Origin of the sequence: Pseudobutyrivibrio sp. C4, from assembly GCF_900111635.1 — a bacterium.
In the GTDB taxonomy this organism is placed as follows: Bacteria; Bacillota; Clostridia; order Lachnospirales; family Lachnospiraceae; genus Pseudobutyrivibrio; species Pseudobutyrivibrio ruminis.
Window position 1 is genome coordinate 265,893 of record NZ_FOHF01000001.1, and the last position, 20,651, is coordinate 286,543.

Sequence of the window (20,651 nt, forward strand, 5' to 3'; positions counted from 1 at the left end):
CTGAGGGGTGTGCTTTGCATACCCCTTAATTAAATTTAAGGGAGGACATGTAGATGTCTCAGTCAGAGGACTACTTAGATGGACTACTGAATTCAATAAATAAGGCTAAGACTGATGCTATGCAGGTCCAGGAGAATGCTATGAAGAAGCAACAGCAGGTTGTTGAGAGCCGCAAGGCTGTTGCTCCTGATGAGGATTTTCTTACTGCAACAGGAATTGATTCTTCTCAGGCACAGACTAAGACTTCCCATCCATACCTCAGAAAGGTTCTTTCCGAGGAGGATTTTTTGCGCCAATTTGAAGAAGAATTGGATACTGATGATGTAGATTTATTTATTAGTAATTTTGAACAGGAAATCGACGAAGAAGAGCGCATTTTCCAGGAAACAGGTGAATTGCCTGATTCTGAAGGTGTTGTAAATTCTCTTCTTAATAATATTAAAAGTGTTGTCAATAAAGCACAGGATGAACTGGATGAACCAGAACCAGTTGCCCAAGACGAAGGCGAATCTGAAATGGATTCTCAGGAAGAAATGGCTTCAGAAGATTTTGAGTCGTTAGAGCCTGATACAGAAGAAGCTGAGGATGATTCTGATGAGCTTAGCTTAAAGGATATTCTTGAAGATGATGAACCTCAGATTGATTTAGCTGCAGATGATTCACCTATAGAGATACCAGATGATGGAGAAATAGATTTATCCAACTTTATTGAAGAGCCTGAGGATGCTCCTTTAGATGAGGAAAGGCCTGCAGATTCTGATGATTCAGATGATTTTGGTTTGTCATTAGATGATATTATCGAGGATTCAGGAGAGGAAGAACCACTTGATGATTCCCTCAAAGAATTTCTTCCTGATGAGATGGATGCTTTAGATGAAGCTCAGTACGGTGATGGAGACGAGCCTGATTTATCAGGGGATGGCGATTTGGATCTCGAAAACCTTCTTGAAGGTGACGATGAGGACCTTCTTGATATTCAATCACTTTTAAGTGGTGATGAAGAAGGTGCTGGAGAAGCTGCAGACATTGATGAATCAGCCGAGGAAGCTGAGCCGGAAGAAGAGGAAGAAGAAGGCAAAGGAAAAGGTAAAAAGAAAAAGAAGAAAAAAGCTAAAAAGGAAAAAGGAGAAAAGGGAGAGAAAGAACCTAATCCTATTATCCAAAAGCTTTTACTTATACTTTTTGGACCTCCTGATGAGGATGAGCTTGCAGAGGAAGCGGCAAAGAATACCACTGTTGAGATTACCTATGATGAAGATGGAAATCCAATAGTTCCAGAGCCTGAGGAAGATCCAAAGGAAAAGAAAAAACGACTTAAAGAAGAAAAGAAAGCTGCAAAAGAAGCGGCCAAAAAAGAGAAGGAAGCTGCCAAGAAAGAAAAGGCTAAGGAGAAGAAACCGAAGGAACCAAAGCCTAAAAAAGAAAAGAAACCAAAGGAACCTGATAATTCTCCTAAAATTCCTATTTCCATTATTGCCACATTTTTGGTATTATCTATATCAATAATTGGTGTAGTAATGGTTGGGATGACCTTTACAGGTCTTAAGCGTCATATGGCACAGGCTAATGAATTGTTCGAAGCGGGCGATTATATAGCAGCATATGAAAAGCTTAATGGTTTTGATTTATCTGATGAGGATGTTGCCTTACTCAGAAATCAAGCAAGAACTCTTGCTGATTTGCAGCTTTGTCAGCAGCAATACGAAGCATTCATTCAGTATGAGCAGTACAATTATGCATTGGATTCTTTAATTATTGGTGTTGGAAGATACGAAAAATATAAGGATGATGCTGCAGAATATGGTATTGCCGACCAATATGATGCATATGGTACTACTTTAATTTCTGAACTGTCCGAGACTTTCGGATTATCAGAAGAGGAAGCCTTAGCTATATATAATCAGCCAAACCGTCATTACTATACAATAGAACTTAGAAAGGTGCTGAGAAGCTTAGGTTTACCAGATTTATGATTGCAATACTAGATTACGATGCAGGAAATATTAAAAGTGTAGAAAAAGCATTTAAAATCCTTGGTAAGGAAACTGTCCTTACCAGGGATTTTAGTGTAATTAAAAAAGCCGACCATGTGGTGTTACCAGGGGTCGGCTCTTTTGCTGATGCTATGAACCATCTTAAAAAATACGAACTTGATAAAGCTATAAAAGAATATGTTGCCAGCGGCAAGCCATTTCTTGGTATTTGCCTGGGCTTACAGCTTTTGTTTGATTCAAGCGAAGAATCTCCAGGGGTTGAGGGACTTCATTTGCTTAATGGAGAGGTTGTACGTATTCCTGATGGACCAGGCTTAAAGGTTCCACACATTGGCTGGAATTCTTTGGATTATCCAAATCAGGGACGTTTGTTTAATGGTATAGATGAGGGTTCATTTGTATACTTTGTTCATTCGTATTATTTGAAAGCAAAGGATGACTCTATTGTTACAGCTACAACTGAATATGGTTGTCATATTCATGCTTCTGTTGAGAAAGACAATATATTTGCTTGTCAGTTCCATCCAGAAAAGTCATCATCTGTAGGACTTCAGATTTTGAAGAACTTTGCAGAGATTTAATCATGTTGCTAGTTGTTTGTTATATAGGAGAATTGTTATGTTTACAAAGCGTATTATCCCATGTTTGGATGTCAAAGATGGAAGAGTCGTTAAGGGTGTTAATTTCGTTGATTTAAGAGATGCTGGGGACCCTGTAGAAATCGCAGCAGCTTACGATAAAGCAGGAGCGGATGAAGTAGTATTTCTTGATATCACCGCATCTTCAGATGGTAGAAATACTGTTGTTGATATGGTTCGTCGTGTTGCAGAACAGGTTTTTATACCTTTTACTGTTGGCGGTGGTATTCGTACTGTAGATGATTTCAAAGCTCTTTTACGTGAGGGAGCAGATAAAATCTCTGTTAATTCTGCTGCAATTGACAATCCTCGTCTTATTTCAGACGCTGCTGATAAATTTGGCAGCCAATGTGTCGTTGTTGCTATTGATGCAAAGAAGCGTCTTGATGGAGGCTTTAACATTTATAAGCACGGCGGTAGATTAGATTGCGGCATAGATGCAGTAGAATGGGCTATTAAGTGCGAAAAGCTTGGAGCGGGCGAGATTCTTCTTACTTCTATGGATTGTGATGGTACAAAAGCGGGATTTGATTTGGAACTTACTAAGGCTGTTTCTGATGCTGTAAATATTCCTGTCATTGCATCAGGTGGCGCTGGCAATATGGAGCACTTCAAGGATGCTCTTACAATTGGTGGTGCTGACGCGGCTCTTGCGGCATCTTTATTCCATTATAAGGAACTGGAAATCGTTGATTTAAAGAAATATCTTAGGAATCAGGGGGTTTCTGTAAGATTATAAAAAAGATGGGATATGTTTTAACAAAAGTTTCACATGTCCCTGTTATTATGTTAGTAAGTATAAATGTAAGTAAGAGACAAAACAGTAGAACAAGGATGTTCATGTTTTATTTTCAAAGGAGTGATGTTTATGTCTTTAACTATTAATTCATTTGGAAACAATTCTATATATTCATTGTTTGGAGGTAACAATTCTTCGGGCATTAATTCAATGTTTGGAGGATTAGAAGGCTCTCTAACAAGCTTATCTCAGATTAAATCAGGTTCATATGGAAAGCTAGTTAAGTCGTATTATTCAAAGTACGATAATGATGGAAATTTAAAGTCTGACACATCTAAAAAGTCAAAGATTGCAGACTCTAATTTGAGTGAGATTAGAAATGATTCGTCAGATTTGAGCAAAGCTACAGATAAGCTTTTAGCTAAAGGCAAGAATTCAATCTGGAACGAAGTTGAATCTACTGATGAAGAAGGCAATGTTACAAAGGACTATGACAAAGATAAGATTTATAGCGCTATTAAAGGTTTTGCAGATGCATATAATGAGCTTGTAGATAGTGGCCAGAAGTCAGAGAGTACTGGAATTCTTTCTCAGGTTGCAGCGATGGTTACAACTTCAGCTAAGACAGCCCAGACCCTTGGAAAGGCTGGAATTACCATAGATAATAAGAATCATCTTAATGTTGATGAAGATTTCCTAAAGAATAAAGCTAATATGACTTATGTAAAGGATTTGTTTAATGGAACTGGTAGCTATGCTTATCAGGTAGCCACCAAGTCATCAATGGCTAATTCCTATGCAGGCAATGAACTTGCTAGTATTACTGGCCGTAAGTCATATACCAATAGCGGAGATTATTCATTATCTGCTGATGATATGATAAGTAAATTCAATACAACAACCTAATTAATAGTAAACAAAAGCTGGTCCTTAAGGGCCAGCTTTTTTATGTCTTTATTTACGGCGGTCAATGCCATTTTCTTTGTAATATCTATTTTTGTCTTCGTACATATGCTTGTCTGCTTTATGCTCCAGATCCTCTATAGATGCATCTAGTGAATCTACATAAGCTGCATATCCTACTGAAAGTGAAAGCTTATCTACTAATAAACCTCTCCATTGGGCCGCTTTCGCTTTTATATCGTTTACTATCTGCCCAGGATTGTTAGTGTGTAGTATTGCCAAGAATTCATCGCCACCGGTTCTGTAGGTCTTACCAAAGGAGCCTATAGTTGATTGCAAGCAATCTGCGGCGCCCTTTATTAATTCGTCACCAGCTGCATGTCCGATTGTGTCATTTGCTTTCTTTAGGCCATTAACATCTACTGAGAAGATAACAAAGTCTTCAGGCAGGCCTTCTTTTTTATATACTTCTACGTCATCGTCATAGCAACGTCTGTTGAACAGCCTTGTAAGCTCATCAGTTAAGGAAATGTTTATCAGATGCTCCTCACGGCGTTTCTCTTCTTCGATATTTCGTGTAGTGAAAATAACGATATTAGGTATTCCATCTGGAGTTTCATCAACGGCAATATACTGAGCTCTAAACCAACCATATGTAGCATTGATGAAATCGCTTGATAAAATCTTTTTATTTGTTAGTCTTGCTCGAACTGTGGTGATATCCGTAAACTTCCAAAAGTCATCTACTTGCTCAGGCACAACAAATTTTCTAATAGATTGGGTCATTTTTGTGTGATTCTGATTTGGCATTTCTATTTTGTGCTCAACCTTGTTTTCATCACGCAGTGAAATTTCCGTAGAGTTAATAAAGTTTATAAGATTAACGTTATTATAAATTTCAGCCATTGAGCGAAGAGTTTTCATTTGCTCTTGCATATCTTTTTCGTGATCACGTATTTCCAGAAATTTCTCCATCAGCTGCTTCATATAGTTTATAGATACTTCGAGTATTACGTATCCAACAATAAACATAAGTATTGCTTCTATAGTGTATCCAGTTATGCTGCCTCTGAATTCCATTTTTGGACTTATGTTTCCAGCTTTTCTAGCTGCATAGAAAGGGGCAGTTTCATATGCTGCAAGGATCATCATCATATAATTAAATAGTGATGAAAACATATATATTGTTTTATTTACATATAATATGCTTAATAAAGGGACCAAAAACCATGTAATCTTGATTGCAAAATGGGAGTAATTCAAAAAAAACAATAATATATCTAGTGAAACCAATGCAAAAATTGCTGTATTTTTAGAATCTGGAAATTTGTACATAGCAAAACGGTGTATTGCAGCAAGTAGTAGAATGATTCCAGATAAAAATAGACAGTCGAAATAATCTATGCTATGAATTATGCCCAGTGCAATAGGGATGGCCATAAGAGGGCCTATAGATATTCCAATCCATAGACATTTATTTATATAGTCATTTATTTTTCTATAATTTTTTTGCTTAAAGTCTTCATAACTTGTTACGTTCTTCATTACATACTCCTCATAATCATGTATATAAAGCTTAATCCATTTGTTTGAAAAAGTTGTGAATATAAATGGAAATAACAAACAAAATATGGTGGACTTTGAGATGTTGTTCGGTTATAATTTTTGCGGAAAATGTATTAAAGGAGGAACCCATGGTAGTAAAATCTTTAGCAAGAGAATTATCAGAAACCACGTATCCAGGCAGAGGCATTGTCATTGGCCGTTCAGAAGACGGAACCAAGGCTGTCTCTGCTTATTTTATTATGGGGCGTTCTGAAAATTCCAGAAACAGAGTATTCGTAGAGGACGGTGAGGGCATTCGCACACAGGCTTTCGATCCTTCAAAGCTTACAGACCCTTCACTTATTATCTATGCACCAGTGCGAGTGCTCGGAAATGATACCATTGTTACAAACGGAGACCAGACAGACACTATTTACGACGAAATGAAGAAAGGCAAGACATTTGAACAAGCACTTCGCCTTCGTGAGTTCGAGCCAGATGGCCCTAATTTCACTCCTCGTATTTCAGGTCTTATTCACATCGAAAATGGTGAATTCAATTATTTAATGTCAATTCTTAAATCAAACATGGGCGATAGCGATTCATGTAACAGATACACTTTTGATTATTCTAATCCTAAGGCTGGTTCAGGCCGATTTATTCACACATATATGAATGATGGCAATCCACTTCCTTCATATGAGGGAGAGCCAACCCCAATTGAAATAAAGGGAAACATCGATGAGTTTACATCAGTTATTTGGGAGAACCTTAATGAAGATAACAAGGTTTCACTTTTTGTACGCTACATCGATATCGCTAGTGGTGCCGTAGAAACTCGTATCGTAAACAAGAATAAATAATTTTGTATTTTGGAGGATTTTGTAATGAAAGAATTGGAATTAAAGTATGGTTGTAACCCTAATCAGAAGCCTTCACGAATCTATATGGAAGATGGGGATCTTCCAATTGAGGTTCTTTCTGGTAAGCCTGGTTATATTAATTTTTTAGATGCCTTTAATGGTTGGCAGTTAGTTTCCGAGCTTAAGAAGGCTACTGGTCTTGCAGCTGCTACATCATTCAAGCATGTTTCACCAGCAGGCGCTGCTGTGGGTCTTCCTCTTTCAGACGTAGAGCGCAAGATTTACTGGTGTGATGATTTAGATATGGAATTTACTCCACTTGCAAATGCATATGCTAGAGCAAGAGGTGCAGATAGAATGTCTTCATTTGGAGATTTCATTTCACTTTCTGATGTTTGCGATGTTGCTACAGCAAAGCTTATTAAGCGAGAGGTTTCTGATGGTGTCATTGCACCTGGTTTCGAGCCAGAAGCTCTCGAGATTCTTAAGGCTAAGAAAAACGGCAACTATGCTGTAATCAAAATTGATCCAAACTACGTTCCAAAGCAGCTTGAGCGTAAGGAAGTATTTGGTATTACATTTGAGCAGGGAAGAAATGAGCTTGTTATTGATGACAATTTCTTTGCTAATATTGTTACAGACAATAAAGAACTTACAGAGCAGGCTAAGATTGATCTTGCCATTGCAATGATTACTCTTAAGTACACACAGTCTAATTCTGTTTGCTACGTAAAGGATGGCCAGGCAATCGGCATTGGTGCTGGCCAGCAGTCACGTATTCACTGTACTCGTCTTGCAGGACAGAAGGCTGATAACTGGTGGCTTCGTCAGTCTCCAAAGGTTCTTAACCTTGATTTTGTTGATGGAATCAAGAGAGCTGATAGAGATAATGCAATCGACCTTTACATTGGTGATGAATTCGAGGATGTAATCGGAGATGATGTATGGCAGAAGACTTTCAAGACAAGACCAAGCGAGTTTACAAGAGCAGAAAAGCGTGCATGGCTTGATAAGATGTCTGATGTAGCACTTGGTAGTGATGCATTCTTCCCATTTGGCGATAATATTGAGCGTGCCCATAAGTCAGGTGTTAAGTATGTAGCTCAGCCTGGCGGCTCTGTTCGTGATGACAATGTTATCGAGACATGTAACAAGTACGGAATGGTTATGTCGTTTACTGGACTTCGTCTATTCCATCATTAATATGGGTTTTTCCCTAAAAAGCTTGAAAAATCAAATAATTCTGATATAATGATTATTGTTATTGAAGAGAGCGACTGAAAGAGAGAGCGTTTTTGCTCTCTCTTTTACTATGTTTGTTCACTTTTAACATGCACAACTGAATAAGGAGGACATTTATGTCAAAACACACCGATTACGAAAAACGTACGGAAGAATTGATAACTCCTATTCTTGATGAGATGGGCTTTGAGCTCTATGACGTTGAATACGTTAAAGAGGGCGCAGATTATTATCTTAGAGCCTACATCGACAAGGAAGGTGGTATCACAATTGATGATTGCGTAGATGTAAGCCGTCGCATGAACGATTTACTTGACGCAGAGCCACAGATTGGTGGAGACGAAGGATATATCTTCGAAGTTAGTTCACCAGGTCTTGGCAGAGTTTTAAAGAAAGATAAGCATTTTGAAAAAGCCATTGGACTTGATGTTGATATTAAGACATACAAGCCGGTTAATGGTGCTAAGGAATTTACTGGAACACTTAAGGCCTTCGATAAGGATACTTTTACAATCGAATTTGAAGATGGCACAGAGGTGTTTAATAGATCAGACGTTGCACAAATCAAATTATCAATAGATTTCTAGTAGAAATAGGAGGAAATAATGGCAGCTAATACAAATGATTTTTGGGATGCTCTTACAGATCTTGCAAAAGAGAAAAATATCAGCATGGACGTGTTAATCGAGACAATCGAGAATTCACTTCTTATTGCATGTAAGAACAATTATGGAAAGGCAGATAATGCTACAGTTGAAATCGACAGAGAGACTGGCGCTTATCATGTATTTCTTGCAAAGACAGTAGTTGATGAGGTTATGGATCCTGTTGAGGAGATTTCACTTGCTGATGCTCAGAACATCAATGGTAAGCACCAGATTGGTGATGTTCTTCACATCGAGGTTAAGTCAAAGGATTTTGGCCGTATCGCAGCTACAGCAGCTAAGAACACAATCACACAGAAAATCCGCGAGGAAGAACGTAAGGTTCTTTACGAGGAGTACTATGAGCTTCAGCACAAGGTTGTTACAGGTGTTGTTACTCGTTTCTCAGGAAGCAATATCCATGTTAACCTTGGTAAGCTTGAGGGATTCCTTGCAGAGTCTGAGCAGGTTAAGGGCGAGTTCTACAAGCCACAGGACCGTATCAAGGTTTATATCGTAGAAGTTAAGACATCAAACAAGGGACCACGTATTCTTGTATCTCGTACACACCCAGAGCTTGTTAAGAAGCTTTTCGAAGAGGAAGTTTCAGAGGTTCGCGATGGTATCGTAGAAATCAAGTCAATCTCTCGTGAGGCTGGCAGCCGTACAAAGATTGCTGTTTGGTCAAACGACGAGGATGTAGATCCAGTTGGAGCATGCGTAGGTCAGAACGGTGCACGTGTAAACGCAATCGTTAATGAGCTTCGTGGCGAGAAAATCGATATCGTAGAGTGGGATGAGAACCCTGCATACCTTATTGAAAATGCACTCTCACCAGCAAAGGTTGTTGCAGTTGTTGCTGACGCTGATGAAAAGAGCGCACGTGTAGTTGTTCCTGATTATCAGCTTTCACTTGCTATTGGTAAGGAAGGACAGAACGCACGTCTTGCTGCTCGTCTTACAGGCTTCAAGATTGATATCAAGAGCGAAACACAGGCTAAGGAAGCTGGTGATTTCCTTGATTACGAAGAAGATTACGATGATGACGACGAGTATTATGATGAGGATGAGTACTATGACGAGGACGAGTACGCTGAGGACGCTGAAGTAGAGTCTGACGCTGCAGAGTCTGAGGAAGAGTAATGGAAGTCAAAGAACTACCTCTTAGAAAATGTGTTTCATGCGGACAGATGCTTCCAAAGAATCAGTTATTTCGATTGGTTAAATCGGCACAGGGCGTCCAGCTTGATATAAGCTATAAGGCGCAAGGTCGTGGAGCATATATCTGCAAAAACAAATCCTGCCTAGATAATGCTTTAAAGAAAAAATCTTTAAACAGATCCCTTAGACAGGCAGTCAATGAAGAGGTATTTAATATTTTATATACGGAGTTAGAAAATGACAGATAAAGCACTTAATATGATTAGCATAGCAATGAAAGCTGGCGCTCTTGTTAGTGGTGAATTCGCTTGCGAGCAAGCCATTAAAGAAGGCAGTGGTTTTCTTTGTATAGTTGCTGGTGATGCTTCAGATAATACTAAAAAATCATTTTCAAATTCGTGTGAGTTCTATGATGTTAAATACATAGAATACGGAACTAAAGAATCTTTAGGTCATGCAATTGGAAAAGAATATCGGGCATCAATCGTAGTGTGCGATGAAAATCTATCCTTAAGCATCCTTGATAAGATAGATAAAGCTTGATGAGGAGGATATTAGATGGCAAAAATTAAAGTACATGAATTAGCCAAAGAGCTTGGAAAAGAAAGCAAAGATATTATTGCTTTTCTTGGCTCTAATGGAATAGAAGCAAAAGCAATGAGTGGTGTGGAGGACGATATGGCTGATAAAATTCGCAAGAATTTCTCAAAGTCCGAAGCTCCAAAGGCTAAGAAGCCACGTCCTGTAGACAAAGACGGAAATCCTGTAAAGAAGAAAAAGAATGTTTTCGTTGTTACTCGTGGTAGCGATGACAGAAGACGTCGTAGCTCTGACAATTCTTCTAGAGGCGAGAGAAATGATAATCGTGATAACAATCGCGAGAAGCAGGCTCAGCAGCCTAGAGGACCAATCAGACCACGTTCATTTGCTGATGGAGTTCGTCCATCTCAGCGTGCGTCTGCACAGTCTAATGATACAGAGTTTGTATCAAAGAAGAAGCCAGCTGAGGGACAGGAAAACACACGTCCAGCAAAGAAGCAGGATAGAAATGAGCGTTCAGAGCGTCCAGAGCGTAACGATAGAAGAGATAGAAACGATAATCGTAACGACAATCGCAATGATAGACGCGACAACAATAGACCTGGAAACAGAAACGATAGAAATAACGATCGTAACAATGATCGCAACAACGACAGAACATCAGCAGGAAGAAACAATCGTCCATCGCAGCAGGCATCTGCTCCTGATATGGCACCTTCTTCAAACTCAAAGGGCGGTCGTCGCGATGATAAGAAAAAGAAGAACAACGATAGAGAGAACAACTTAGGCGGTAAGAAGCAGGAACGTTTCATCAATCTTGAAAAGAATGGTGGAAAGAAGAAAAAGAACAATGCTCCTAAGGCTCCAGAGCGTAACATGGACGAAGTTCTTACAATCACAATTCCTGAAAGAATTACTATCAAGGATCTTGCTGACAAGATGAAGGTTCAGGCATCTGCAGTTGTTAAGACTCTTTTCATGAAGGGTACAATGGTTACAGTTAACCAGGAAGTTGACTTCGAAAAGGCAGAGGAAATCGCTCTTGAATTCAACTGTATCTGTGAGGAAGAGGAAAAGGTAGATGTTATCGCTGAGCTTCTTAAGGAAGAGGAAGAAGATACATCAAACTTCCCATCACGTCCACCTGTTGTTTGTGTAATGGGTCACGTAGATCACGGTAAAACATCACTTCTTGATGCTATTCGTGATACAAAGGTTACAGACCGTGAGGCTGGTGGTATCACACAGCACATCGGTGCTTATACAGTATCTATTAATGGACAGGATATCACATTCCTTGATACACCAGGACACGAGGCATTTACTGCTATGCGTATGCGTGGTGCAAACTCAACAGATATCGCTATCCTTGTAGTAGCTGCTGATGATGGTGTTATGCCACAGACAGTAGAGGCTATTAACCATGCAAAGGCTGCTGGAATCGAAATCATTGTTGCAATCAACAAGATTGATAAACCTAATGCAAATATTGATAGAGTTAAGCAGGAGCTTTCAGAGTATCAGCTTATCCCAGAGGATTGGGGTGGAAGCACAGTATTCTGTCCAGTTTCAGCTCACACAAAGGAAGGTATCGACAACCTTCTTGAAATGATTCTTCTTACAGCAGAAGTACTTGAGCTTAAGGCAAACCCAAATCGTAAGGCTCGTGGTCTTGTTATCGAGGCACAGCTTGATAAGGGACGTGGTGCAGTTGCAACTGTACTTGTTCAGAAGGGTACACTTCACGTTGGTGATCCTGTTGCCTGCGGTAGCTGTCATGGTAAGGTTCGTGCAATGCTTGATGACACTGGTGCTCGCGTAAAGAGCGCAGGTCCATCTGTTCCTGTAGAGATTCTTGGTCTTTCCGAGGTTCCAAATGCAGGTGAAGTATTAATGGCATTTGATTCCGAGAAGGAAGCTCATGCATTTGCAGATACATTCGTTGCAGAGCACAAGAACAAGCTTGTTGAGCAGACTAAGTCAAAGATGTCTCTTGATGCACTCTTTAGTGAGATTGAGTCAGGAAACCTTAAGGAACTTGATATTATTGTTAAGGCTGACGTTCAGGGTTCTGTTGAGGCTGTTAAGCAGTCACTTGAGAAGCTTTCAAATGAAGAGGTTGTTGTTAAGACAATCCACGGTGGTGTTGGTACAATCAACGAATCCGATGTAGTTCTTGCATCTGCTTCAAATGCAATCATCATTGGATTTAACGTACGTATCGATCCTCAGGCAAAGGCTACAGCTGATAGAGAAGGTGTAGATCTTCGTCTTTACAAGGTTATTTACGATGCTATCAACGATGTTGAGTCTGCTATGAAGGGTATGCTTGATCCAATTTACGAGGAGAAAGTTATCGGTCATGCTGAAGTTCGTCAGATCTTCAAGGCTTCTGGTGTTGGTAACATTGCTGGTTCATATGTTACAGATGGTTACTTCCAGAGAGACTGTATGGTCCGCGTAACTCGTGAGGGTGAGCTTATTCACGAAGGTAAGCTTGGTTCTCTTAAGAGATTTAAGGATGACGTTAAGGAAGTTAAGTCAAACTTTGAGTGTGGTCTCGTAATTGAAGACTTCAACGATGTTCAGGAGATGGATATTATCGAGGCTTACATCATGGTAGAGGTACCTAGATAATGAGAAAAAATTCAGTTAAAAATACACGTATAAACGAAGAAGTTATGCGTGAGCTTAGCAATATTATTCGTCTTGAGGTAAAGGATCCTCGCATTTCACCAGTTACATCTGTTGTATCTGTTGAGGTTGCTCCTGACCTTAAGACATGCAAGGCTTATATTTCAGTTCTTGGGGATGATGAAGCAGCCAGAAAGACTCTCGAGGGTCTTAAAAGCTCTGCTGGATTCATCCGCAGAGAGCTTGCTCACAGAGTAAATCTTAGAAACACACCTGAGATTACATTTGTTAGTGATCAGTCTATTGCATATGCTGCAAAGATGAGCAAGCTTATTGATGAAGTCAATGCTCCTCTTCATAAAAGAGAGCAGAACGGCGAAGAAAACTAAAATACATTAAATTGGAGACGGGAATATGATAGATAATTTACATGAGCTTTTGACAAATGCGAAGACAGTAGGTATTAGCGGACACATCAGACCTGACGGAGATTGCGTAGGTTCATGCCTTGCTATGTACAACTATATTGTTACTTACTACCCAAATGTGGAAGCTCATGTTTATCTTGATCCCATCCCAAACACTTTCAAATTTTTAAAGAACGCTGATAAGATTCAGGATATACATACTGTTTCAGAGGACACTGTTTTCGATTTATATATAGCTCTTGATTGTTCAGAGGGCTCAAGACTTGGAGATGCTTTTAATTTCTTTGAGAAGGCGAAGCATACAGTATGTATCGATCATCATTTCAGCAATAATGGATTTTCGGAATTTAGCTACATTATTCCAGATGACAGTTCTACATGCGAATTAGTCTACAACCAAATTGGCAAGGAGAAAATTACAAAGGACATTGCAGAATGCCTTTATTTAGGAATTATCCATGATACAGGTGTTTTTCAATATTCTTGTACTACAGAGGCTACTATGGCCGCTGCAGGTTTCCTTATGACTAAGGGCATAGATTATCCTAAGATTTGCACAGATACTTATTTTGCTAAGACTATGGTACAAAATCGTATGCTTGGCAAAGCTTTACTGGGATGCAGAACTTATCTTGATGGCAAGGTAATTGCTGCTGTTATTACAGCGGAGGATATGGCAGAATTTGGTGCTGAAAGTAAGCATTTAGAGGGCATTGTTCAACAGCTTCGTGATACAACAGGTGTTGAGGTTGCTGTATTTTTGTATGAGCTTACTGATGGAGATTTCAAGGGCAGCACTAGAGCAACTGGAGATGTAGATTTAACAGTTATAACAAGTGTTTACGGAGGCGGTGGCCACAAGAAAGCTGCTGGTTTTTCAGTAGATACCGACAAACCATGGGATGTTATCGATAATATCGTTTCTATGGTTGAAAAACAGCTTAAAGAGTTAGGATTATATTAAATGAATAGTGGCATAATCAATGTCTATAAAGAAGCCGGGTATACTTCATTTGATGTGGTTGCCAGGCTTCGTGGTATATTAAAAATAAAAAAAATCGGGCATACAGGTACACTTGATCCAGATGCGACTGGTGTGCTTCCGGTTTGTGTTGGCAAAGCTACGAAGCTTTGCGATATGCTTACAGATAAAGATAAGGTCTACGAGTGTGTCATGCAGCTTGGTATTGAGACTGATACCTACGACATGAGTGGTCGTATTCTAAATCGTAAATCTGTAGATGTGACAGAGGAACAGGTTAAAAATGCCTTGGATTCCTTTGTTGGTGATATCATGCAGGTTCCACCTATGTATTCTGCGTTAAAGGTTAATGGCAAAAAGCTTTATGAGCTTGCTAGAGCTGGCAAGGAAGTAGAAAGAAAGCCTCGTCCAGTAAAGGTTTTCAGCATAGATGTTATTTCTATGGAATTGCCATTAGTTACAATACGAGTTCATTGTGGTAAGGGCACCTATATCAGATCCATATGTCATGATGTAGGTCAGCTTTTAGGCTGTGGCTGCGCAATGAAGTCTCTTGTTCGTACAAAGGTGAGCATGTTTGACATTAGTGATGCCCACACTTTGGATGAAATCGAGCGAATTGTAAAGGCTGGCAATATAGACGGCATTATGATGCCTATAGATCATGCCTTTGAGGGAATGGGTACAGTATTTGTTGTTCCTACTGAGGATGCTATTAAGCATGCAATAAATGGAGCACCAATTCCGGATACTCACGTATTTGCGGAAGCTGTAAGCGCATTTGAAGAGGATAATAAATATAGGATTTACTTGCCTGATAATAGGTTTTTGGGAGTATATAACTACAAGGATTCTATTTTTACACTGGAGAAGTTCTTTCTTGAAGGAACAGAATAAACTATGGAATATTTACATTCATTATTTGACGCTAAAATTTCAACTCCTACGGCAATTACCGTAGGTAAGTTTGATGGTATTCATAAGGGGCATCATCTTTTAACTTCTGATATTATCAGTAAATCGAAGGATGGGCTAAGCTCATGTCTTGTGACATTTACAAATACTCCAAGAGCTATTGTTTCAGACGACAAAACACCTTCTCTTATTACTAATAAAGAGAGAGTATTTATGCTAGAAAATAATGGTCTGGATTATTTGGTGGAATGTCCATTTGATTCAAAGCTTATGGAAACTGCTCCAGAATGCTTTATAAAGCTATTAGTCGACAATCTTAATATGAAATATATGGTTGTTGGCGCAGATTTCACTTTTGGTTACAAAGGTGCTGGTAATGTTGAGCTTCTTAAAAAGCTTTCTAAGGATTTTGACTTTGAACTGAAAGTTTATGACAAAATTCAAAAGAATAATCGAGATATCAGTAGTACATATATCCGAGAGGAGCTTAAGGAAGGACATATTGATATGGTTAATGATATGCTTGGGTATGACTATTTCGTCTGGGGCGAGGTTGTTCATGGTGCTCATTTAGGTACTAAAATCGGCATTCCTACAATCAATATCATGCCTGAAAAGATAAAGCTGGTGCCTAAATTCGGTGTTTATGCAACTTCCATTGATTTCGATGGAAGAATATATCACGGGGTTACCAATGTTGGAACAAAACCTTCTGTTCAAGATGAAAAAATAGTAGGAATCGAAACACATATTCTTGATTATAACGGAGATTTATATGGTAAATATGTGAGAGTTGCTTTCCATACATTCATCAGACCAGAGCAGAAATTTGGCTCAGTAGAAGAGCTTAAAAATCAAATGAATAAGGATAAAGCTACAGCAAAGGCATTCTTCAATAGATAATTATTGCGAAAATGTTACAAAATATTGACATTTATCTATTTGATTGCTATAATTTGCGTGTTGCGTTAAAAGTTTTACTTTGGAGGTACTATGAAAAAGCGTATTATTTCAGCTTTCTCATTAGTTTGTGCCGCGGCACTAATTTTTGATTATTGTATTGATTCTAAAAATAATATAGATGTTGCTTCTGACACAGATGCTTCTAGCACAGCTATTGCTGGTGTTATGACAGCTGGTGCTGTTGATTTAGCTTCTTTAGAGTCACTTTCAGTTACAGATTCAGATGCTGTTGCTACAGCAAAATCATTAGGTGATATTTACGGATACACTAATATCGGTATTTGTAATGTTTCAGAAGGAAACTTAAACATTCGTGAGTCAGCAGATACAGAAGGAAAGCTTGTTGGTAAGTTTCCAGCAAATGCTGCCTGCGAAATTGTTAGCACTGAGGGCGATTGGAGCTATATCAAGTCAGGCGAGGTAGAAGGATATGTTTTATCTGAGTATCTATTGACTGGCGATGAGGCCTGGGAAAAGGCTGCAGAGCTTGCAGAATACGTTGCTACATCAAATACTGGTGGTCTTCGTGTTCGTGTGGAGCCTAACACTGATTGTGAGATTATCTATCAGCTTGCTGATGGTGAAGAAGTAGCCATCCTTGATAATACTCAGGATGATGACTGGATTAAAGTAGACGTTGATGGTGATGAGGGTTATGTATCAGCAGAATATGTTGATGTTGACCTTTCACTTAAGACTGCTATGACACTTACAGAAGCTAGATATGGTGAGGGCGTTTCTGACGTTCGTACAGCTATCTGTGATTACGCTCTTCAGTTTGTCGGAAACCCATATGTTTGGGGTGGTACATCCCTTACTAATGGTTGCGATTGTTCTGGATTCACAATGCAAATCATGGCTCAGTATGGTGTTTCTCTATCACACTCATCTAGGGCTCAGGCTAATGAAGGAACAACCATTTCTACATCTGAGTTAAAGCCAGGAGATTTAATATTCTACGGCAAGGGAAGCTACATTAATCATGTTGCCATTTATATTGGTGGTGGACAGATTGTTCATGCTTCTAACAAGCGTGATGGAATCAAGATTTCCAACTATACATACCGTACACCTATCAAATGTGTTCGTGTAATTTATGATTAGTATTCATAGGCTAGATACAGCATAGTATCTAGCCTTTTATTATTGTGTATGGTATAATTTTAGGCGTGGCTAGCCACGGATTAGATTACAAATTGGAGAGGAATATAATATGAGTTTACTAGAAAATTGGCAGAAGGTTGCCTACAATCAGAATCAGTCTCAGGCTGATTTACAGAGATTTTGGCAGAATTATTTTCTTTTAGAGAAAGGCATTTACGAGCAGTTACTTGACGATCCTGATACAGAAGTAAAGGGTACTGTGAAGGAGCTTGCTGAGAAATATAAAATTGATGTTATGCCTATGGTTGGTTTCTTAGATGGCATCAATGAATCCCTCGTTACACCAAACCCTATCGATACAATGGATGAGGATACAGTAGTTTCTCTTAAGTTCGATAAGGAAAAGCTTTTCAAGAACATGATTGATGCAAAGGCTGATTGGCTTTATGGCCTTCCACAGTGGGAGCAGATCTTTGATGAGGACAAGAGAAAGGCTCTTACAAAGGAAGCTAAGAACATGCACACAATCATCCGTTCAGAGAAAAAGGTTGGACGTAATGATCCATGTCCATGTGGTTCAGGAAAGAAATATAAGCACTGCTGCATGAACAAGAAATAATTCATGACATTTAGCACATCCGTAATTGGATGTGCTTTTTTATTTTCAAAATGTCGCACATTTGTCAGAATTAACAGAATATACACAGAATATACTCACATTTTAGATATAATCCAAATAGTCGGTTTACTCGCTAAGGAAAGTAATACTGTTCAATCGACCAGAAGGGAGAAAATACGGAGGTCGAATATGGATAAAAAAAGCAAAAGGGCGTCGTTGAGGATTATGCTAATTGGCTTGGTTGTAGTATCACTAGCCTGTGTTGGTACAGCTGCTACTATTGTTGGGTGTGCCAACTTAAGACGTGGTATGGAATACGAGGTCGAAACGGGTGTAATGGCTACTTGTACTTCATATGCACAGGTCCTTGACTACACTTATGATGGCGTTGAAGTAGATGAGTCATCTACATTAGAAGAAGAGATGTCTGCTGAAACAGGATATGATTACACGTTCTTCCTTGGAGACACTAGAGTACGTTCAAGTATTCCAGGGGTTGTTGGCACGAAGGCAGGGGACGCTGTTATTGCTACAGTTTTAAATGGCAAGCAAAGCTATCAAGCTCAGAATGTAATGATTGATAACGAACCATACTATGTTGCATATCAGCCATTAATTGATGAGTCAGGTAATGTATATGGTATGGCATTCGTTGGCTTGAAAAAGATAGAAATTACCCATTATATTAGCAAGCGAGTTGCATGGACTGTTACCTTAGCACTTGCAATTGTTATTTTATTTACCGTACTTGCAATTATATATACTGTAAAAATCATAGAAGCTATTGATGAAAATGTTAAGGCTGTTCGTCAGATGGCAACTGGTGATTTGGAGATTGTTCTTAGCGATAAGGTTAAAAATAGAAATGATGAATTAGGCGAAATGTCATCTGCTTTATTTGACATGGCCGCTAGAATCAGATCTGTTATCGGAAACGCAAGAATATCTTCTGATGAAGTGGATGAATCTGCTAGCTATTTATCTAATACAGTAAAGACTATTACAGATACTACAGAAAGCGTTAGTATAGCTGTTGGTCAGGTTGCAACAGGGGCTGAAAACCAGGCTCAATCGCTGCAGGACGCAGTGGAATCTGTGAATAGTATTAATGATGCAGTAGAAATGATTACAGCCAATGCAGTGGAGATGCAAAACCTTGCTGATTCAATGCAGGAGAATTCAAAAGCCAGCCAGGATAAGCTTACAGAGCTTAGAATGACTACCAGGGAAAGTATTACTGCAATTGATGGCATTGTAGAACTTATCGGTAACACAAATACAGCTGTTACAACTATTAGCGAAGCAGTATCTATTATTGATGCAATCGCAGCGCAGACAAACTTGCTTTCATTAAATGCAAGTATTGAGGCTGCTCGAGCTGGTGAGGCTGGTAAAGGCTTTGCCGTTGTTGCTGATGAAATAAGACAATTAGCTGATCAATCTGCAGAGGCAGCTCAAAATATCCAAGAGGCTATGAAGGGACTTTCATCTGATTCTAATAAGACAATGGAAGAGGCTGGACAGGTTCAGGAGACTATGACCACACAACGCCATACTATTCATAGAACAATTGAGCAGGTTGACAACTTGATTGAAGATATCAATAAATCTATTACATTGACTAAAGATATCGTATCTAGCGTACATAAAACAGAAGAAGCAAGTAATCTGATTTCAGATACTATTTCTTCACTTTCTTCTATTTCAGAAGAGAACGCAGCAAGCTCAGAAGAAACGAGAGCTTCTATGACAGAGTTGGCAGATACAATGGAGGCTCTTACTACTAAAGCTGCTAGCCTAAATAAGGTTGCCCATACCCTTGAGGAAGAAATGGCATTCTTCCAATAAAATTTCTCAACAACATTATTTTTTGATAAGATTCCCCCTCCCTTATGTTAATCTATTTATAGTTTAAATAGGGAGGGGCTTTTGGTGCTAATATGAATATAAATATAATACTTGGAATTTTAATACCATTCGTTGGAACAAGCCTTGGTGCTGGAATGGTATTTATACTAAAAGATGAGATTTCTGATAGATTACAAAAGATTCTTACAGGCTTTGCAGCTGGAGTAATGGTTGCTGCTTCATTTTGGAGTTTACTTTCTCCAGCACTTGAGAGTAGTGAGTATCTAGGCGAGCTATCTTTTTTGCCTGCTGCTATAGGTTTTCTTATTGGTACAGGGTTTTTGCTTTTCCTGGATTGCGTTACACCTCATATGCATATGGATAAGCAGGACGAAGGTCCTCGTAGTAGATTGCAAAGGACCACAAAATTAATATTGGCAGTAACTCTTCATAATATTCCAGAAGGCATGGCTGTTGGTGTTGTTTTTGCTGGTGTTAAATCAGGCCAAGTTGGAATCACAGCAACTGGAGCTTTGGCGCTTGCTATAGGTATTGCGATACAGAACTTTCCTGAAGGAGCAATTGTATCGATGCCTCTTTTATCTGAAGGTATGCCTAAGCATAAAACATTTTTATGGGGCGTTTTGTCAGGTATAGTAGAACCTATTGCTGCATTTATTACAATTATAGCGGCAGGATTAGTTGTTCCGTTGATGCCATATTTCCTTTCATTTGCTGCTGGTGCAATGATGTATGTAGTTGTAGAAGAGTTGATTCCTGAAATGTCTGAAGGAAAACATTCGAACCTGGGAACTATTGCTTTTTCTATCGGTTTTGTTCTGATGATGGTTCTTGATGTTGCTCTAGGTTGATGATTTAAAATAAGCAC

20 protein-coding genes are annotated in these 20,651 nt (G+C 39.0%); 19 read left to right on the plus strand and 1 reads right to left on the minus strand.

Annotated features, from left to right (window positions below; genetic code table 11):
- Positions 1-53: 53 nt before the first annotated feature.
- The 4 genes from BMY66_RS01250 to BMY66_RS01265 all read left to right on the plus strand — a co-directional run bounded on the left by BMY66_RS01250 (position 54) and on the right by BMY66_RS01265 (position 4,277).
- Positions 54-1,973, plus strand: coding sequence for a hypothetical protein (locus tag BMY66_RS01250; RefSeq protein WP_090393890.1), 1,920 nt, complete (start codon positions 54-56; stop codon positions 1,971-1,973).
- Positions 1,970-2,575, plus strand: coding sequence for an imidazole glycerol phosphate synthase subunit HisH (gene hisH, locus BMY66_RS01255; protein WP_090393891.1), 606 nt, complete (start codon positions 1,970-1,972; stop codon positions 2,573-2,575). The genes BMY66_RS01250 and hisH overlap by 4 nt, the downstream gene beginning before the upstream one ends.
- A 37-nt stretch (positions 2,576-2,612) precedes the next feature.
- Positions 2,613-3,371, plus strand: a complete 759-nt coding sequence (hisF, locus tag BMY66_RS01260; protein WP_033154196.1) for an imidazole glycerol phosphate synthase subunit HisF — start codon at positions 2,613-2,615, stop codon at positions 3,369-3,371.
- 129 nt (positions 3,372-3,500) lie between these two features.
- Positions 3,501-4,277, plus strand: coding sequence for a hypothetical protein (locus BMY66_RS01265; RefSeq protein WP_090393892.1), 777 nt, complete (start codon positions 3,501-3,503; stop codon positions 4,275-4,277).
- Positions 4,278-4,325: 48 nt separating this feature from the next.
- On the opposite strand, the gene BMY66_RS01270 is transcribed toward BMY66_RS01265, so the two are convergent.
- A complete protein-coding gene (locus BMY66_RS01270; protein WP_090393893.1) occupies positions 4,326-5,819 on the minus strand; it encodes a diguanylate cyclase domain-containing protein in 1,494 nt (497 codons plus the stop codon).
- Positions 5,820-5,968: 149 nt separating this feature from the next.
- Here BMY66_RS01270 and BMY66_RS01275 point away from each other — a divergent pair, with 149 nt between their 5' ends.
- The 15 genes from BMY66_RS01275 to BMY66_RS01345 all read left to right on the plus strand — a co-directional run bounded on the left by BMY66_RS01275 (position 5,969) and on the right by BMY66_RS01345 (position 20,634).
- Complete coding sequence (locus tag BMY66_RS01275) at positions 5,969-6,682, plus strand: IMP cyclohydrolase (RefSeq protein ID WP_074788974.1); 714 nt, start codon at positions 5,969-5,971, stop codon at positions 6,680-6,682.
- 24 nt (positions 6,683-6,706) lie between these two features.
- Positions 6,707-7,885 carry a phosphoribosylaminoimidazolecarboxamide formyltransferase gene (locus tag BMY66_RS01280; protein ID WP_074788973.1) on the plus strand — a complete coding sequence of 393 codons (1,179 nt, stop codon included), beginning with the start codon at positions 6,707-6,709 and terminating at the stop codon, positions 7,883-7,885.
- Positions 7,886-8,040: 155 nt separating this feature from the next.
- Positions 8,041-8,511: a ribosome maturation factor RimP gene (gene rimP, locus BMY66_RS01285; RefSeq protein ID WP_074788972.1), complete on the plus strand. Its 471-nt coding sequence runs from the start codon at positions 8,041-8,043 to the stop codon at positions 8,509-8,511.
- An 18-nt stretch (positions 8,512-8,529) separates the two neighbouring features.
- A complete protein-coding gene (gene nusA, locus BMY66_RS01290; protein ID WP_074788971.1) occupies positions 8,530-9,711 on the plus strand; it encodes a transcription termination factor NusA in 1,182 nt (393 codons plus the stop codon).
- Entirely contained in the window at positions 9,711-9,977 is a 267-nt protein-coding gene (gene rnpM / locus BMY66_RS01295) for an RNase P modulator RnpM (protein ID WP_090393894.1), read from the plus strand. Before nusA ends, rnpM begins: the two co-directional genes overlap by 1 nt.
- On the plus strand, positions 9,967-10,272 hold the full coding sequence (locus BMY66_RS01300) for a L7Ae/L30e/S12e/Gadd45 family ribosomal protein (RefSeq protein ID WP_102048062.1): 306 nt from the start codon (positions 9,967-9,969) through the stop codon (positions 10,270-10,272). The genes rnpM and BMY66_RS01300 overlap by 11 nt, the downstream gene beginning before the upstream one ends.
- Positions 10,273-10,287: 15 nt before the next feature.
- Positions 10,288-12,906 (plus strand): translation initiation factor IF-2, encoded by a 2,619-nt coding sequence (gene infB, locus BMY66_RS01305; RefSeq protein ID WP_090393895.1) that lies wholly within the window; start codon positions 10,288-10,290, stop codon positions 12,904-12,906.
- Positions 12,906-13,292, plus strand: coding sequence for a 30S ribosome-binding factor RbfA (gene rbfA, locus BMY66_RS01310; protein ID WP_090393896.1), 387 nt, complete (start codon positions 12,906-12,908; stop codon positions 13,290-13,292). Before infB ends, rbfA begins: the two co-directional genes overlap by 1 nt.
- A 25-nt stretch (positions 13,293-13,317) precedes the next feature.
- Positions 13,318-14,295 carry a DHH family phosphoesterase gene (locus BMY66_RS01315; protein WP_090393897.1) on the plus strand — a complete coding sequence of 326 codons (978 nt, stop codon included), beginning with the start codon at positions 13,318-13,320 and terminating at the stop codon, positions 14,293-14,295.
- Positions 14,296-15,210: a tRNA pseudouridine(55) synthase TruB gene (truB, locus tag BMY66_RS01320; protein WP_090393898.1), complete on the plus strand. Its 915-nt coding sequence runs from the start codon at positions 14,296-14,298 to the stop codon at positions 15,208-15,210.
- A 3-nt stretch (positions 15,211-15,213) separates the two neighbouring features.
- Positions 15,214-16,131: a bifunctional riboflavin kinase/FAD synthetase gene (locus BMY66_RS01325; RefSeq protein WP_090393899.1), complete on the plus strand. Its 918-nt coding sequence runs from the start codon at positions 15,214-15,216 to the stop codon at positions 16,129-16,131.
- Positions 16,132-16,221: 90 nt separating this feature from the next.
- Positions 16,222-17,295, plus strand: a complete 1,074-nt coding sequence (locus tag BMY66_RS01330; RefSeq protein ID WP_090393900.1) for a C40 family peptidase — start codon at positions 16,222-16,224, stop codon at positions 17,293-17,295.
- Positions 17,296-17,404: 109 nt separating this feature from the next.
- Positions 17,405-17,914, plus strand: coding sequence for an SEC-C metal-binding domain-containing protein (locus BMY66_RS01335; RefSeq protein WP_044934617.1), 510 nt, complete (start codon positions 17,405-17,407; stop codon positions 17,912-17,914).
- Between the two features lie 189 nt (positions 17,915-18,103).
- Positions 18,104-19,762, plus strand: a complete 1,659-nt coding sequence (locus BMY66_RS01340) for a methyl-accepting chemotaxis protein (protein ID WP_177175551.1) — start codon at positions 18,104-18,106, stop codon at positions 19,760-19,762.
- 92 nt (positions 19,763-19,854) lie between these two features.
- Positions 19,855-20,634, plus strand: coding sequence for a ZIP family metal transporter (locus tag BMY66_RS01345; RefSeq protein WP_090393902.1), 780 nt, complete (start codon positions 19,855-19,857; stop codon positions 20,632-20,634).
- Positions 20,635-20,651 lie beyond the last annotated feature (17 nt).